The organism is Pseudomonas sp. S5D5, assembly GCF_003013355.1.
GTDB lineage: Bacteria > Pseudomonadota > Gammaproteobacteria > Pseudomonadales > Pseudomonadaceae > Aquipseudomonas > Aquipseudomonas aylmerensis.
In genome coordinates, this window is record NZ_PTEO01000001.1 from 457,289 (window position 1) to 474,003 (window position 16,715).

Consider the following 16,715-nt stretch of genomic DNA (forward strand, 5'->3'; position numbering starts at 1 on the left):
TCACACAAAGCACTCTGCCCCGATCCTGTCACGGCTGGATCGGGGTTTTTTTTGGCTGGAATCTGGGGTGTTGGTACTGGCCCTATCGCAGGCAAGCCAGCTCCCACAGTTTGGAGTGTGAGCCCGGTCAAGTGTGGGAGCGGGCTTGCTCGCGAAGGGCGCGCCTCGGTCTACCGCTGCAACACCAATATCCGCGACAACAACTCATCCCGGTCGATATAGCACCCCTGGAAATGCCGTGCCCCCGAAGCCGGATCAAACGCATTGCGCGCATGCAAGGTGCGACGGTTATCGAAGCACCACAGCTCACCCGGGTTCAGGCGCTTGACCAGCCGGAAACGAGCCTCGCGCGTCATCGCAATAAACCGCCGATAAGCCCGATACAACAACGGCATCTGCTCCACCGGCGCCTCGAACGGCCCGCGCAAAAAGTTCGCCATGCGAATCTCCGCCACATCGCCCAGGGCATCCAGTGCAATGATCGGCGCGAGACGGCGATAGTCGCTGTGACGGTCCTTGTTGCGAAACTCTACGGGGATTTCACACAGTGCACGAAACGCCTCGGGGTCTTCCGTGCGCAGGGCATGGGCGATGGCGAAACCATCGACAAAAATACTCTCGCCGCCGGTGGCATCGTTCACCAGGCAATGCAGGAATTGCAGCCCCGGTTGCAGCTCCCGCGTCGGCAAATCGCTGTGCAACGGCAGGTTGAAGGCGGTGTAGGCATTGCTGTCGGCATCGGCCTTGGATTGCACGTTGAACAGCACGCCGAAATTGCTTTCGCGGATAAACGCAATACGCTTGGCGATCAGCGCCAGTGAGCCGGGTTCGGTCGGAACGCCGCGCACTTGGGTCAGGCCGGAGTCGCGCACCGCCAGCAGCCACTGCAGCAGCGCCTTGGGGTCTTCCATCACGGCGGCATAGTCGAACACCGGCAACGTGAAGCGGCTGTCCCAGAGCCTGGATTTCGGCCTGGCAGCCTGGCGTTCAGCGCGCGATTCGTCGTCGTAGGCGTGAGCCCGCAACCAGCCGGGATCGTAATGGCTGCGATGGCCGCCGAGCCACTGCACACTGAGAAAACCCTGTTCGATCTGCACGTCGACGGCGGTCAGTGCCTCATCCACATCGACGATTTCCAGTACCTGCTCGCGGGTGACGCTGTACACGCATTCGGTACACGGGCAGTTATCGCGCAGCCATTGATGATGAAACGGGCTGACCCGCCCATCGGCCCACCGCACGCGAATCTGATCGTTCAGCACCTGCGCATCGGCGAGGTCGCTGATCTTGGGGTAGGTACGAAAATCGGCAACAGCGGCGGCGGTTTGCATGGTGGCTCCTTATGGTTTTTTAGGCGGCAATCCAATCACTCGACCCAGTAGTGCAGGGCGGGGCAGGTCGGCTTGAGCGGTGCTGATGACCGTCAGCTTTTCCAGCGTGGCCTCGGTGAACGGCGCCGAATTCGGCCCCGCCAGGTCGACGTGCAAGAGCATCTGTTCATTGCCGGCCAGTTCCTGCTCATGACCGACTAAATGCAGGCTGTGATAGAGATGCAGGCGCTTGGCGTCGTGGGCGATCAGTTGCGTGTGTACTTCAACCTCGGCACCCAGTTTTACCTCGTGCAGGTAGTTGAGGTGCAGCTCGAGCGTGAACAACGAGTGGCCGCTGGCTTCGCGGTTTTCGCTGTCCAGCCCCAGGGTGTCCATCAGTGCGTCGGTGGCGTAGCTGAAGATCAGCAGGTAGAACGCATCGCGCAGATGGCCGTTGTAGTCCACCCAATCCGGTTGGATTTTGGTGGTGTAGGTGGTCAATGCAGGCATGTCTGGGATTCCGGATCATTATTCGGTTCAACTGTAGGAACTGGCATGCAGGCGATGGTGACGTCGGATTCACCACCGCTATCGCCGGCAAGCCAGCTCCCACAAGGATCAACTGCCGTTATTCGGCGAAGCTCATGCCGTGCTTGGCTTTAGTCACCTTGACCGCCTCCAGCACTGCCAGCAGGCAATCGTCACGATAGCGTTCCAGCGCCGAAATGCTGTGGCTGCCGAGTTGATCGCGGGTGCCGTCGACCACATCGTCAATCAACTTGTCGGTGAGTTCCGGTGCCGGCAGGTACGTCCACGGCAACTGCAGCGCGGGGCCGAACTGCGCCATGAAGTGGCGCATGCCGGCATCACCGCCCGCCAGGGTGTAGGTGAGGAAAGTGCCCATGAACGACCAACGCAAGCCGGCGCCAAAACGAATCGCATCGTCGATTTCACCGGTGGTCGCCACGCCGTCATTCACCAGGTGCAGCGCCTCGCGCCACAGCGCTTCGAGCAAGCGGTCGGCGATGAAACCGGGGACTTCCTTGCGCACATGCAACGGGCGCATGCCGAGGGATTCATACACCGTGATCGCGGCCTGAATGGCTTGCGGCGCGGTGTGCTTGCCGCCGACCACCTCCACCAGCGGCAGCAGGTACACCGGGTTGAACGGATGACCCACCACGCAACGTTCCGGGTGCGTGGAGCCTTCATAAAACTCGCTCGGCAACAGCCCTGATGTACTCGAGCCAATCAATGCATTCGGCTTGGCCGCTGCACTGATCTTGCTGTGCAGTTCCAGCTTCAACTCCAGGCGCTCCGGGGCGCTTTCCTGAATGAAGTCGGCGTCTTTCACGCACTCTTCAATGGTGGCAACAAAGCGCAGGCGCTCCTGCGAGGCACCTGGTGCCAGGCCTTGTTTCTCCAGGGCGCCCCAAGCATTCGCGACGCGCTTGCGCAGGGCGGCTTCGGCACCGGGCGCCGGGTCCCAGGCGACCACATCGAGGCCGTGGGCTAGGGCGCGGGACACCCAGCCGCTGCCGATAACGCCGCTGCCGAGGGCGGCGAAGGTTTTGATTTCAGTGATAAAGCTCATGGAAAATTCCTGAATTATTCGATGATCCCCTGTGGGAGCGGGCTTGCTCGCGAATGCGGTGTGTCAGGTGATGCATTGAGTGGCTGATTCACCGCATTCGCGAGCAAGCCCGCTTCCACATGTTTAATTCGCTTTCGGCAAGCAATCAGCCGCGCTTGGCCAGGCCCATCTTGATGCGACCTTCCGCCGGGGTCATGACCCGTGCACCCAGGCGGCTGAGGATTTCACTCGCCCGCTCCACCAGTTGGCCGTTGGTCGCCAGCACCCCCTTGTCCAGCCACAGGTTGTCTTCCAGGCCGACCCGCACGTTGCCGCCCAGCAGCACCGCTTGTGCGGCCATCGGCATTTGCATGCGGCCGATGCCGAAGCCGGCCCACACCGCATCGGCGGGCAGGTTGTCGACCATGGCTTTCATGGTGGTGGTGTCGGCCGGCGCGCCCCACGGAATGCCCAGGCACAGTTGGAACAACGGGTTATCGAGCAGGCCTTCCTTGATCATCTGCTTGGCGAACCACAGGTGGCCGGTGTCGAAGATTTCCAGCTCGGCCTTCACGCCCAGCTCTTGAATGCGCTTGGCGCCGGCACGCAGTTGCGCCGGGGTCGACACGTAAATGGTGTCGCCGTCGCCGAAGTTCAGGGTGCCGCAGTCCAGGGTGCAGATTTCCGGCAGCAGCTCCTCGACGTGAGCCAGGCGGGTCAGCGGGCCGACCAGGTCGGTATTGGGGCCGAACTCCATCGGGTGCTCGCCGCCGCCGATCTCCAGGTCGCCGCCCATGCCGGCCGTGAGGTTGACGATGATGTCGATGTCGGCCTCGCGGATGCGCTCCATCACTTCGCGGTACAGGGCGACGTCGCGGCTGAACTTGCCGGTGTGCGGATCACGCACATGGCAGTGCACCACGGTGGCACCGGCCTTGGCGGCTTCCACCGCGGCGGCGGCGATTTGCTTGGGGGTGACCGGCACGTGCGGGCTTCTGGCGGTCGTGTCGCCAGCACCGGTGAGTGCGCAGGTGATGATGACGTCGTGGTTCATGAGGCAGGTTCCTTACAGGCGTGGTGGTGCCGTTCGCAGCCAGGAGCGGCTGCGAAACGGTGATGCGGATCAGGTTATTTGCTGCTCAATTGCAGGTTGGCGGCGGCCGGTTTGCCGTCGAACGTGGTCACCCCTTCGAGCCAGCGCTGCTGGTCTTGCGGGTGATCCTTGAGCCACTGCCTGGCGGACTCGAGGGCGTCCTTGTGATCCAGCAACGGCTGCATCATTCGGCTCTCGTCGGCGGCAGTGAAGGTCAGGTTGGTCAGCAGCTTGTGGACGTTGGGGCACTGCTCGGCGTAGTTCGGCGCGGTAACGCTCCACACGGTGGCCATGCCTTCGTTCGGGCCCAGGGCATCGTCGCTGCCGGTGAGGTAAGTCATGGCGACGTTGACGTTCATCGGGTGCGGCGCCCAGCCGAAGAACACCACCGCTTCCTTGCGGCGCACCGCACGGTCGACGGCGGCGAGCATGCCGGCCTCACTGGATTCCACCAGCTGGAACTTGCCGAGGCCGAACTGATTCTTGGCGATCATGGCCTTGATCTGGGTGTTGGCGCCCGAGCCAGGCTCGATGCCGTAGATCTTGCCGCCCAGCTCTTTCTCGAACTTGGCGATGTCGGCGAAGGTTTTCAGGCCTTTGTCGGCGAGGTACGTGGGGACTGCGAGGGTGGCGCGGGCGTCTTCCAGGCTCGGCTTGTCGAGGACCTTGACCTGCTTGGCGTCGACGAACGGCGTGATGGTCTGGGTCATCAGCGGGTTCCAGTAGCCGAGGAACAGGTCCAGGCGCTGGTCGCGGATGCCGGCGAAGATGATTTGCTGGGAGGCGCTGGTCTGTTTGGTCTTGTAGCCGAGGCCGTCGAGCAACACTTGGGTCATGGCGCTGGTGGCGATTACGTCGGTCCAGTTCACCACGCCCATGCGCACGTTCTGGCAAGAGGCCGCATCGGCAGCCAGGACGTTCGTGCTCAAAATGGCGCTGGCGCTGAGTGCGAGCACGCAGCGGCTGATCAGTCGGTTCATGGTGGATCCCTCGGCAGGTCGTTATTGTGGGGGCCGGCGTCTTTGTGCGCCGTGAGGCCAAGTTACGCAGCTTGCAGGTCGAGAAAACGCACGGCGGCGACTCGCTCTTGCACTGCAGCGACCTGCCCCCTTGAATCCGCCCATGAACGGGAGTATCACAGTGCCACGCTGCCCGTCCGACGAGAGCGCCACCATGTCCCAGGATTTCTACTTTCTGCTGATGCCGGGTTTCTCGGCCATCGGTTTTATCTCCGCGTTGGAGCCACTGCGGGTCGCCAACCGCTTTCGTGGTGAGCTGTACCGCTGGCACATACTGAGCGCCGATGGAGGGGCGGTACTGGCGAGCAATGGCATGTCGGTCAACGCCGATGCCGCGCTGGAACCCCTGAAAAAAGGCGCGACGCTGCTGGTGGTGGCCGGCTTCGAGCCGCTGCAGTTCGCCACGCCTGCGCTGGAGCACTGGCTGCGTCGCCTCGACCACGATGGCGTGACCCTCGGCGCCATCGACACCGGCGCGTGTGTGCTGGCCGAAGCCGGTTTGCTCGACGGCCACCGGCTGACCCTGCACTGGGAAGCCATCGACGCCTTCAAGGAATCTTATCCACAGCTCACCGTGACCCAGGAGCTGTTCGAGATCGACCGCCGACGCATCACCTGCGCCGGCGGCACCGCTTCCATCGACCTGATGCTCGACCTGATCGCCCAGGCCCACGGCCCGGACCTGGCGATCCAGGTCTCCGAGCAATTCGTGCTCGGGCGTATTCGCCCACGCAAGGACCACCAGCGCATGCAGATCGCCACGCGCTATGGCATCAACAACAAGAAGTTGGTGCAGGTGATCGGCGAAATGGAGCAGCACACCGAACCGCCCCTGAGCACCCTGGCCCTGGCGGAGGCGATCAAGGTCACGCGGCGCCAGCTGGAGCGCTTGTTTCGCCTGCACCTGAACGACACACCGAGCAACTTCTACCTCGGCCTGCGCCTGGAAAAAGCTCGGCAACTGCTGCGCCAGAGCGATATGAGCGTGCTGGAAGTGAGCATTGCCTGCGGGTTTGAGTCGCCGTCGTACTTCACCCGGAGTTATCGGGCGCGGTTTGCGAAATGTCCGCGGGAGGACCGGCGACGGGAGGCGGTTTGACGGCCAATTATAGACGATTATACTCGCTACTATAATTTATAGTCCTTTGCATAATTGAGTATAAAACCATGTCCAAGCACAGCGGCTTTGTATTCCGCCGTCCCGCCCTGGCCAGCAGCATTGCCGATGGCCTGGTGGGGGCCGGCATCCAGGATTTCACCTCGGGCCTGTTTCTAGCAGCGCCGCGTCGCACGGGCAAAAGTACGTTTTTGCGTGAAGACCTGATCCCGGAGTGCCAGCTGCGCGGTTGGCTGGCGGTGTATGTCGATCTGTGGGCCGACAAAGAGAAAGACCCTGCGGAGTTGATCGCCAGTGCAATCGCCGCCGCGCTGGTGCCCTATGAAAAGGGCATTCGCAAGCTGGCCAAGAACATTGGCATCGAGAAATTAAGCTTCCTGCGTACCCTGTCCTGGGATTTCACCAAGCCACAATTGCCCGTCGGTGCGACGCTGACCCAAGCCTTGGAATTGCTCCACCGTGCTGCGGAAAAACCCGTTGTGCTGGTGATTGATGAAGCACAGCACGCCTTGACCACCGAGTCAGGCATCAATGCGATGTTCGCGCTGAAAGCCGCCCGGGACCAGCTCAACCAAGGGCGTGACGAGGAGGGCAGCGGTTTGCACCTGGTGTTCACCGGTTCCAACCGCGACAAGCTGGCCCATTTGGTGCTGGGCAAGAGTCAGCCGTTCTTCGGCTCCAGCATCACGCCGTTCCCGTTGCTCGGCAAAGAGTTCACGCGAGCCTACACCGCGCACCTCAACGCACATTTGGCTAAAACCAATCAGTTCAACGCCGCCGACATTGATGACGCCTTCGAGCTGGTAGGCCGTCGCCCCGAAATGCTGCGCACCATTATTGGCGAAGTGGCGCTGGAGCTGGGCGAAGCGAGCAACCTGGGCCAGTTGCTGCACAGTCGCGCCGAATTTCTGCGTGCCGGCGTGTGGACGGAATTCGAAAGTGCCTGGAACAACCTCACCGTCCCCCAGCGAGCCGTGCTCGAGGTCATGGTGCAGCGCTCGCAGAACAACGAACCCTTTGCGCCGTTCACCGACAGCACCCTCACGGCGGTGAGCAAGGCGCTGGAAGCCATGGGCAGCGATGTGGTGCCGGGCACCCAGACGATTCAGGCCTGTATCGATGCCCTGCGCGACAAGGAACTGGTGTGGAAGTCGAGCCGGGGCGGCTATGCGCTGGAGGACAAAACCTTCGGCGATTGGCTGCTGCGCAAGCGCTGAAGGGCAACGCGGGTCAAATGTGGGAGCTGGCTTGCCTGCGATAGCGGTCGATCAGGCATGCAGCGTTATCTGGCAAACCGCCATCGCCGGCAAGCCAGCGCCTACAGGGGGTTGGTGTGTGGCTTACTTCTTCAGCAGGGCCGAACACGCCGCCTTATAGGCTTCATGCTGATACTTGTTCAACGAGGCCGGCAGCTCGAAGTTGTGTTTCTTGTTCTGTGCATTGATGGTCTGCGGCGACAGCAGCGTCACTTCAACCCCCTCCAGCAACTGAAACACGCCTTCGATCTTGAACGTGGTCGGGCCGCCGGCGAACTCGCCTTTTTTGCTGCGCTTCTTGATCGCGATCCGGGTGATGGCGTTGGCCTGCACGAACGCCTTCACCTGTGCCGCAAAGGCTTTGACGTTGGCGGCTTCATCGTCGTCTTCAAGCGCGATTTTCTTGGTGGCCAGGGCGATGTGGGCCAGCGCCTGGTTATCCAGGGAGGCAACGGCGATGATGGCTTCGCTGCCTTTGATTTCGATGCCGCAGAGAGTCATGAGTAGCCTTGATTCAAGAGGAAAGTGACGGGGATTGTCGCTTATTCCTGCCCGATCGACTCCAAAAACTCCGACCGCTCATCACTCATCCGTGCCAGGCAGTCATTTTGCGCAATCGCGTAGGCCTTGGTCCCGTTCACCGCTGGGAAGGTGTCCACGGCGCAGTCGGCGTCACGCAGTTTTTCCCACTTTTGCTGGGCATCCTTCAGACGAGCGGTAATGTCGGCGAGTTTGGTCTTGTCGCTGCCATAGGTCGAACCCATGCGTTCCAGCAGGCCCTGGTAGTTATCCTTGAGCAGCTGTTCGGCGGTGGTTTTGTTGTAGGTGGCGCATTCCAGGGTTTGCTTGTCGTTTTCGATGCCATCGCACGGCGTGCTGTCGGTGTCTTCGGCCGCGTGGACGCCGGTTGCGATGAGTGCCAAAGCCAGGAAAATCGATTTCATTGCGCCGTCTCATATCAGGTGATGCGGAATTCTGGCTCAAGCGTAAGACAAATAACAGCCGCCAGTCAGACACCTCTTAACAGCCTTTGTCGCGGATTGACGCTTTCGGCAATTCCCCTGTCGTTTTTGCACCCGGCTCGGGTTTGCCCTGGGCATATGCTGGCCCCAAAGCGCCGGCAGACGATTCGGCGCATGAATCGCCAATAAGGGGACGCCTGATGAGCCCAGCCGAATTGCACGCCGACAGCATCGTTATCGACGGGCTGATTATTGCCAAGTGGAACCGCGACCTGTTCGAGGACATGCGCAAAGGTGGCCTCACCGCCGCCAACTGCACCGTGTCGGTGTGGGAAGGGTTCCAGGCCACGATCAACAACATCGTCGCCAGCCAGACCCTGATCCGCGAGAACAGCGACCTGGTGATCCCGGTGAAAACCACCGCTGACATCCGCAAGGCCAAGGAGCAGGGCAAGACCGGCATCATCTTCGGCTTCCAGAACGCCCATGCGTTTGAAGACCAGTTGGGCTATGTCGAGATCTTCAAGCAGCTCGGCGTCGGTGTGGTGCAGATGTGCTACAACACCCAGAACCTGGTGGGTACCGGCTGCTACGAACGCGATGGCGGCCTGTCGGGCTTCGGACGCGAGGTGGTCGCCGAAATGAACCGCGTCGGCATCATGTGCGACCTGTCCCACGTCGGCTCCAAGACTTCCGAAGAAGTCATCCTCGAATCGAAAAAACCGGTGTGCTACTCCCACTGCCTGCCTTCCGGCCTGAAAGAGCACCCGCGCAACAAGTCCGATGAAGAACTCAAGTTCATTGCCGACCATGGCGGTTTTGTCGGCGTGACCATGTTTGCGCCGTTCCTCGCCAAGGGCATCGACTCGACCATCGACGACTACGCCGAAGCCATCGAGTACACCATGAACATCGTCGGCGAAGATGCCATCGGCATCGGCACCGACTTCACCCAGGGCCATGGCCAGGATTTCTTCGAAATGCTGACCCATGACAAGGGCTACGCCCGCCGCCTGACCAGCTTCGGCAAGATCATCAATCCGCTGGGCATCCGCACCGTGGGCGAGTTCCCCAACCTCACCGAGACCCTGCTCAAGCGCGGCCACAGCGAGCGCGTGGTGCGCAAGATCATGGGCGAGAACTGGGTCAACGTCTTGAAGGACGTTTGGGGCGAGTGAATAACTCCGGAGCCTACTCCGCTCGCCGATAGCTGCGTCAGGTCCTCGCGCCAAACTCGCCGTACGTCCCGTACTGCCTCGCTTGTCGCTCCGGTCCTTCCTTGCTCTCGACGTGCTCGCTACGGCTCCAAAGTCATTCACACGGCTTGTTTATAAGAGCAAAGCAAAAGCTTTGCTAAGCACTGAAAACGAATTTTCTGGAGTTAAGTTTCCATGGCCAAGATCGCCCCGCAATTGCCTATCGAAGTCGACAGCGAAACCGGTGTCTGGACCTCCGACGCCCTGCCGATGCTGTACGTGCCGCGCCATTTCTTCGTCAACAACCACATCGGTATCGAAGAAGTGCTGGGCGCCGAGGCCTATGCCGAGATCCTCTACAAGGCCGGCTACAAATCCGCCTGGCACTGGTGTGAAAAAGAAGCCGAATGCCACGGCCTGGAAGGCGTCGCGGTGTTCGAGCACTACATGAAGCGCCTGTCGCAACGTGGCTGGGGCCTGTTCAAGATCCAGGACATCGACCTCGACAAAGGCACGGCCAGCGTCAAGCTCGAACACTCGGCGTTTGTCTACGTGTACGGCAAGGTCGGGCGCAAGGTCGACTACATGTTCACCGGCTGGTTTGCCGGCGCGATGGACCAGATCCTGCAGGCACGCGGCAGCAGCATTCGCACGGTAGCCGAGCAAGTCTACGGCGGCTCCGAAGAGGGCCACGACGACGGCCTGTTCACCGTCAAGCCGTTGTAAGTCGAGGAACCCTGCCATGGCTTTCGAAGCAATGTTCGCGCCGATCCAGATCGGCAAACTGACCATTCGCAACCGCGTGCTCAGTACCGCCCACGCCGAGGTGTATGCCACCGACGGCGGCATGACCACCGACCGCTATGTGAAGTACTACGAAGAGAAAGCCAAGGGCGGGATCGGCCTGGCGATCTGCGGCGGGTCTTCCAGTGTGGCCATCGACAGCCCGCAAGGCTGGTGGAAATCGGTGAACCTGGCCGACGACCGCATCATCCCGCACTTTCAAAACCTGGCCGATGCCATGCACAAGCATGGCGCCAAGATCATGATCCAGATTACCCACATGGGCCGCCGCTCGCGCTGGGACGGCGAGCATTGGCCGACCCTGCTGTCGCCCTCGGGCATCCGCGAGCCGGTGCACCGTGCGACCTGCAAGACCATCGAGCCGGAAGAAATCTGGCGTGTGATCGGCAACTACGCCACGGCGGCGGCACGCGCCAAGGCCGGTGGCCTGGACGGCGTGGAACTGTCGGCGGTGCACCAGCACATGATCGACCAGTTCTGGAGCCCGCGGGTCAACAAGCGTACCGACGAATGGGGCGGCAGCTTTGAAAACCGCATGCGCTTCGGCCTGGAAGTGTTGAAGGCGGTGCGCAAGGAAGTCGGTCCGGATTTCTGCGTCGGCATCCGTTTGTGTGGCGATGAATTCCACCCGGACGGCCTGTCCCACGAGGACATGAAGCAGATCGCCAAGTATTACGACGACACCGGCATGCTCGACTTCATCGGCGTGGTCGGCTCGGGGTGCGACACCCACAACACCCTGGCCAACGTGATCCCCAACATGAGTTATCCACCGGAGCCGTTCCTGCACCTGGCGGCCGGTATCAAGGAAGTGGTCAAGGCCCCGGTGCTGCACGCGCAGAACATCAAGGACCCGAACCAGGCCACGCGGATTCTGGAAGGCGGCTACGTCGACATGGTCGGCATGACCCGTGCGCACATCGCCGACCCGCACCTGATCGCCAAGATCAAGATGGGCCAGGTCGACCAGATCAAGCAGTGCGTCGGCGCCAACTACTGCATCGACCGCCAGTACCAGGGCCTGGATGTGCTGTGCATCCAGAACGCTGCGACGTCCCGTGAGTACATGGGCGTGCCGCACATCATCGAGAAGTCCACCGGGCCCAAACGCAAAGTCGTGGTGGTCGGTGCCGGCCCGGCGGGGATGGAAGCCGCACGGGTGGCTGCAGAACGGGGCCACGACGTGACCCTGTTCGAGAAGAAAGACTTTATCGGTGGGCAAATCACCACCGCTTCCAAAGCCCCGCAACGCGACCAGATCGCCGGCATCACCCGCTGGTTCCAGCTGGAGTTGGCGCGCCTGAACGTGGACCTGCGCCTGGGCGTGGCGGCGAATGCCGACGCGATCCTCGACCTGCGCCCGGATGTGGTGGTGCTGGCCGTCGGCGGGCATCCGTTCCTGGAACAGAACGAACACTGGGGCGCAGCCGAAGGCCTGGTGGTCAGCAGCTGGGACGTGCTCGACGGCAAGGTTGCGCCGGGCAAGAACGTGCTGGTGTACGACACCATCTGCGAATTCACCGGCATGTCGGTGGCGGATTTCCTGGCGGACAAGGGCAGCCAGGTCGAGATCGTCACCGACGACATCAAGCCGGGCGTGGCCGTCGGCGGTACGTCGTTCCCGACCTACTACCGCAGCATGTACCCCAAGGAAGTGATCATGACCGGCGACATGATGCTGGAAAAGGTCTACCGCGAAGGCGACAAGCTGGTGGCGGTGCTGGAGAACGAATACACCGGCGCCAAAGAGGAGCGGGTGGTCGACCAGGTGGTGGTCGAGAACGGCGTGCGCCCGGATGAAGAACTCTATTACGGGTTGAAAGCCGGCTCGCGCAACAAGGGCCAGATGGACATCGAAGCCCTGTTCGCGATCAAGCCGCAGCCGTGTTTGAGCGAGGCGGGTGAAGGGTACTTGCTGTTCCGCATCGGTGACTGTGTGGCGCAGCGCAATACCCACGCCGCGATCTATGACGCCCTGCGCCTGTGCAAGGATTTCTGACCCAACACCGAACCAATGTGGACTCGGTCAAAAATGTGGGAGCGGGCTTGCTCGCGAAAGCGGTGTGTCAGTCGATGCATCCGGTGGCTGATTCACCGCCTTCGCGAGCAAGCCCGCTCCCACATTAGGCCTATGTGGTCTGTGGGAGCTTCACCATGTTGAACACCTTGCTTCCTGTTCTTTTGTTCGCAGCGATAGGCCTCGCCGTCCTCGGCGCCCTGCGCCGGGTGAACATGTGGCGTCGTGGCCGTGCATCCAAAGTCGACCTGCTGGGCGGCCTGCTGGCCATGCCCAAGCGCTACATGGTCGACCTGCACCACGTGGTCGCCCGTGACAAATACATCGCCAACACCCACGTCGCCACCGCCCTGGGATTTGTGCTCTCGGCGTTGCTGGCGATCCTGGTGCATGGGTTCGGCCTGCATAACCGCATCCTGGGTTACGCCTTGCTGCTGGCTTCGGTGTTGATGTTTGTCGGTGCCACGTTCGTCTACCTGCGTCGGCGCAACCCGCCTGCGCGGCTGTCCAAAGGCCCGTGGATGCGCCTGCCGAAAAGCCTGATGGCGTTTTCGGTGAGTTTCTTCCTGGTGACGTTGCCGGTGGCCGGGATCCTGCCGGCGGACTTCGGCGGCTGGTTGCTCGCTGCGCTGCTGAGCCTTGGCGTGCTGTGGGGCGTGTCCGAAATGTTCTTCGGCATGACCTGGGGCGGCCCGATGAAACACGCCTTCGCGGGCGCCTTGCACCTGGCCTGGCACCGCCGGGCCGAGCGCTTCGGTGGCGGCCGCTCCACCGGTTTGAAGCCGCTGGACCTCAGCGACAAGACCGCGCCATTGGGGGTGGAAAAACCCAAGGATTTCACCTGGAACCAACTGCTCGGCTTCGACGCCTGCGTGCAGTGCGGCAAGTGCGAAGCCGCGTGCCCGGCATTCGCCGCCGGCCAGCCGCTGAACCCGAAAAAGCTGATCCAGGACATGGTGGTCGGCCTGGCCGGCGGCACCGATGCCAAGTTCGCCGGCAGCCCTTATCCCGGCAAGCCTGTCGGCGAACACAGCGGTAACCCGCACCAACCGATTGTCAATGGCCTGGTGGACGCCGAGACCCTGTGGTCCTGCACCACCTGCCGCGCCTGCGTGGAAGAGTGCCCGATGATGATCGAGCACGTGGACGCCATCGTCGACATGCGCCGCCACCTCACTCTGGAAAAAGGCGCCACGCCGAACAAGGGCGCCGAGGTCCTGGAAAACCTGATCGCCACCGACAACCCCGGCGGCTTTGCTCCGGGCGGACGCCTGAACTGGGCGGCGGATTTGAACCTGCCACTGCTCAGCGACAAAGGCCGCGCCGACGTGCTGTTCTGGGTCGGCGACGGCGCATTCGACATGCGTAACCAGCGCACCCTGCGGGCTTTCGTCAAAGTGCTCAAGGCCGCCAAGGTCGACTTCGCCGTGCTCGGCCTCGAAGAGCGCGACAGCGGCGACGTGGCCCGCCGTCTCGGCGATGAAGCCACCTTCCAACTGCTGGCGACGCGCAATATCCAGACCCTGGCCAAGTACAGCTTCAAGCGCATCGTCACCTGCGACCCGCACAGTTTCCATGTGCTGAAAAATGAGTACGGCGCCTTTAACGGTGACTACGTGGTGCAGCACCACAGCACCTTCATGGCCGAGTTGATCGGCGACGGCGCGCTGAACCTGGGCCAGCACAAGGGCAACAGCGTGACCTATCACGACCCGTGCTACCTGGGGCGCTACAACGGCGAATACGAGGCGCCGCGCCAGGTACTGCGCGCGCTGGGCATCGAGGTCAAGGAGATGCAACGCTCGGGCTTCCGTTCACGCTGCTGCGGCGGCGGCGGTGGTGCGCCGATCACCGACATCCCCGGCAAGCAACGTATCCCCGATATGCGCATGGAGGACATCCGCGAAACCGCCGCCGAGCTGGTCGCCGTGGGCTGTCCGCAATGCACTGCGATGCTGGAAGGTGTGGTCGAACCGCGCCCGATGATCAAGGACATCGCCGAACTGGTGGCTGACGCGTTGCTTGAAGACGCCGCACCGGCCAAGACCCTGAAACGCGAACCTGCGGAGGTGCACTGATGAGCGACATTATCCGCCGCGACCCACGGGCCGAATGGATCGCCCGCAACCGCCTGCACCCGCTGCATGCAGCGATGCAGCCGGCGCAACACAGCTGGATGGGGCCTAACGGTGTGATTCGCAAAAACGTCCACGGTGTCGGGTTCATCGGCCCCAACGGCATCAAGCGCATCGACCGCAGCGGCGCCCAGCAGGGCGGCGCGGCCAAGCGTACGGCGGCGGTGCAGGTGCAGTTGCCGCTGCACCAGGTGCCTGCGCCGGCGTTCTACATCAACGTGGTGCCGGACATGGTCGGCGGCCGCCTGAGCAGCCACGACCGCGACCTGCTCGGCCTCGCGCGGCAACTTGCCGGCAGTGACGGCGCGGTGCTGGCGGTGGTGTTTGGCGAGCACAAGGAAAGCGCCTTTGCCACGGCCGGGGTGGATCGCCTGCTCGTGCTCGACGGCCACGAATTCGACGGTTATGCACCGGAACAACGCGTGCAGGGCCTGCGTGCTGTGGATAACCAGTTCAACCCGCGCCATTGGTTGCTGCCCGACAGTCGCAGCGGTGGCGGTGAGTTGGGTCGGCGTTTTGCCGCCAGCCTCAAGGAACGCCCGGCCACGCGGGTGTGGCAGATCAAGGGCCAGGAGTGCATCGGCCGCGCCGGGGCGGGCCAGGAGGACTTGGCGCGACCGCTGCCGCGCCTGATCCTGGCCGCCGCCGAGTGCGCCGAGCCGGTCAGCGAGACCCGCCACGAAGTGTTGCCCGTGGAGTTATCCACAAGCCTGGCGCGCAGCCTGCCGCGCATCGAAGACCTCGGCGCGGTGGCGGTGGACCCGGCAGCGATTCCGATGGCCGAGGCCGAATTCATTTTCTCTGGCGGCAATGGCGTGAAGGACTGGGCGCTCTTCCACCAGACCGCCGCTGCATTGGGCGCCACCGAAGGCGCATCGCGCGTGGCGGTGGACGATGGCTTTATGGCCCGCGATCGCCAGGTCGGCGCCAGTGGCACCTGGGTGACGGCGCGGGTGTACGTGGCCGTGGGGATTTCCGGGGCGATCCAACACCTGCAAGGTATCGGTGCCTGCGACAAGGTGGTGGCGATCAACCTCGACGCCGGCTGCGACATGATCAAGCGTGCCGACCTGTCGGTAATCGGCGAAAGCGCCGCGATTCTGCAAGCCTTGATCGATGCGGTGCAGACATACCGCAACGGCGCCAAGCGCGATGCGGCTTAAGGATATGGCCATGACCACGAATGTAATCAGCCTGGTGTCCATTGGCGCCCACCCGACCTCCGGCCGCCCACGTCGCGCCGAACAGGACGCGCGCGCGGTCGAGTTGGGCCTGCAGATGGCGGGGGACAAATTGCAGGTGCTGCACGCCGGCGATATCCACGAGCCGACCTTGCGCAGCTACCTGGGCATGGGGTTGCCACAGCTGCACGTGCTCGAACAACCGGCCGGCGCTGATGCCTTGCCGGTGCTCAGTGATTATTTGCGCGAGGCCGGCGCCCAGCTGGTGCTCACCGGCAGCCAGGCCGAAACCGGCGAAGGCTCGGGAATGTTGCCGTTCCTGCTGGCCGAGCAATTGGGCTGGCCGCTGATTGTCGGCCTGGCGCAGGTGGAGTCCATTGATGGCGGCGTGGCCCACGTGCTGCAAGCCTTGCCCCGTGGCCAGCGGCGCCGCCTGAAGGTACGCCTGCCGTTCCTGGCGACTGTGGATAACGCCGCGCCCAAGCCACGACAAAGCGCCTATGGCCCCGCGCAACGCGGCGAGCTGGCGGCCCATGAGGTTGAGGTCGAGCAGGACGAGTTATTCACCGGCGCGCTGTTGCAGCCGGCCAAGCCACGGCCCAAGCGCCTCAAGGTGATCAAGGCCAAGAGTGGCGCCGACCGCATGAAGGCGGCCACGGCCAAGGCCAGCGGCGGCGGCGGGCAAGTGCTCAAGGGCGTGAGCGCCGAAGAGGGCGCCCAGGCCATTCTCAAGCTGCTCATCGAAGAAGGCGTCGTGCGCTGATCCAAGGGGGGTACGAGGCCTGTGTGGGAGCTGGCTTGCCTGCGATGGCCTCATCGCGGTCTTGCCCTGGACCGGGTCGCCTGCATCGCGGGCAAGCCCGCTCCCACAGAAAAGCCGGCTGGGCCGGTGTTTTTGCGGCGCGCCTGGAGGATTACCCACAATCCCTGTTGATCCACCTGTGGATAACCTGTTCGCGGTTGTCCACACCCCCTGCAAATCAAGCCCTGTAGCCCTCTGTATGAAAAACAACCAGCCTAACTGACGGTTTTTCCTTGGGTTTTTCTCTTAT

General features: G+C 62.6%; 15 protein-coding genes. 8 read left to right on the forward strand and 7 right to left on the reverse strand.

Features of this window, described 5'->3' with window-relative positions:
- Positions 1–170 precede the first annotated feature (170 nt).
- From C9990_RS02155 to C9990_RS02175, 5 genes are all read right to left on the reverse strand, one after another.
- Complete coding sequence (locus C9990_RS02155) at positions 171–1,331, reverse strand: gamma-butyrobetaine dioxygenase (RefSeq protein WP_106802430.1); 1,161 nt, start codon at positions 1,329–1,331, stop codon at positions 171–173.
- 9 nt (positions 1,332–1,340) lie between these two features.
- Positions 1,341–1,820, reverse strand: coding sequence for a thioesterase family protein (locus tag C9990_RS02160; RefSeq protein WP_106802431.1), 480 nt, complete (start codon positions 1,818–1,820; stop codon positions 1,341–1,343).
- Positions 1,821–1,938: 118 nt separating this feature from the next.
- Complete coding sequence (locus tag C9990_RS02165; protein WP_106802432.1) at positions 1,939–2,904, reverse strand: L-carnitine dehydrogenase; 966 nt, start codon at positions 2,902–2,904, stop codon at positions 1,939–1,941.
- Positions 2,905–3,049: 145 nt separating this feature from the next.
- A complete protein-coding gene (locus C9990_RS02170) occupies positions 3,050–3,937 on the reverse strand; it encodes a 3-keto-5-aminohexanoate cleavage protein (protein ID WP_065904795.1) in 888 nt (295 codons plus the stop codon).
- Between the two features lie 74 nt (positions 3,938–4,011).
- On the reverse strand, positions 4,012–4,956 hold the full coding sequence (locus tag C9990_RS02175) for a choline ABC transporter substrate-binding protein (RefSeq protein WP_065904794.1): 945 nt from the start codon (positions 4,954–4,956) through the stop codon (positions 4,012–4,014).
- Positions 4,957–5,149: 193 nt separating this feature from the next.
- Between C9990_RS02175 and C9990_RS02180 the strand changes: the two genes are divergently transcribed.
- The gene (locus C9990_RS02180) at positions 5,150–6,094 is read left to right on the forward strand and encodes a GlxA family transcriptional regulator (protein WP_065904801.1); all 945 of its coding nucleotides are present in this window, start codon (positions 5,150–5,152) and stop codon (positions 6,092–6,094) included.
- A 68-nt stretch (positions 6,095–6,162) separates the two neighbouring features.
- Entirely contained in the window at positions 6,163–7,329 is a 1,167-nt protein-coding gene (locus C9990_RS02185) for an AAA family ATPase (protein WP_106802433.1), read from the forward strand.
- Positions 7,330–7,452: 123 nt separating this feature from the next.
- On the opposite strand, the gene C9990_RS02190 is transcribed toward C9990_RS02185, so the two are convergent.
- Entirely contained in the window at positions 7,453–7,869 is a 417-nt protein-coding gene (locus C9990_RS02190; protein ID WP_065904790.1) for a DUF3010 family protein, read from the reverse strand.
- 41 nt (positions 7,870–7,910) lie between these two features.
- On the reverse strand, positions 7,911–8,312 hold the full coding sequence (locus C9990_RS02195; protein ID WP_034109800.1) for a lysozyme inhibitor LprI family protein: 402 nt from the start codon (positions 8,310–8,312) through the stop codon (positions 7,911–7,913).
- A gap of 218 nt (positions 8,313–8,530) precedes the next feature.
- Here C9990_RS02195 and C9990_RS02200 point away from each other — a divergent pair, with 218 nt between their 5' ends.
- The 6 genes from C9990_RS02200 to C9990_RS02225 all read left to right on the forward strand — a co-directional run bounded on the left by C9990_RS02200 (position 8,531) and on the right by C9990_RS02225 (position 16,426).
- Positions 8,531–9,508, forward strand: a complete 978-nt coding sequence (locus C9990_RS02200) for a dipeptidase (protein WP_065904789.1) — start codon at positions 8,531–8,533, stop codon at positions 9,506–9,508.
- Between the two features lie 213 nt (positions 9,509–9,721).
- Entirely contained in the window at positions 9,722–10,252 is a 531-nt protein-coding gene (locus C9990_RS02205) for a DUF5943 domain-containing protein (RefSeq protein WP_065904787.1), read from the forward strand.
- Between the two features lie 16 nt (positions 10,253–10,268).
- Entirely contained in the window at positions 10,269–12,329 is a 2,061-nt protein-coding gene (gene dgcA, locus C9990_RS02210) for a dimethylglycine demethylation protein DgcA (protein ID WP_065904785.1), read from the forward strand.
- Positions 12,330–12,484: 155 nt separating this feature from the next.
- Positions 12,485–14,425 (forward strand): dimethylglycine demethylation protein DgcB, encoded by a 1,941-nt coding sequence (dgcB, locus tag C9990_RS02215; RefSeq protein WP_106802434.1) that lies wholly within the window; start codon positions 12,485–12,487, stop codon positions 14,423–14,425.
- On the forward strand, positions 14,425–15,645 hold the full coding sequence (locus C9990_RS02220; protein WP_106802435.1) for an electron transfer flavoprotein subunit alpha/FixB family protein: 1,221 nt from the start codon (positions 14,425–14,427) through the stop codon (positions 15,643–15,645). The genes dgcB and C9990_RS02220 overlap by 1 nt, the downstream gene beginning before the upstream one ends.
- Before the next feature lie 10 nt (positions 15,646–15,655).
- Complete coding sequence (locus C9990_RS02225; protein ID WP_106802436.1) at positions 15,656–16,426, forward strand: electron transfer flavoprotein subunit beta; 771 nt, start codon at positions 15,656–15,658, stop codon at positions 16,424–16,426.
- Positions 16,427–16,715 lie beyond the last annotated feature (289 nt).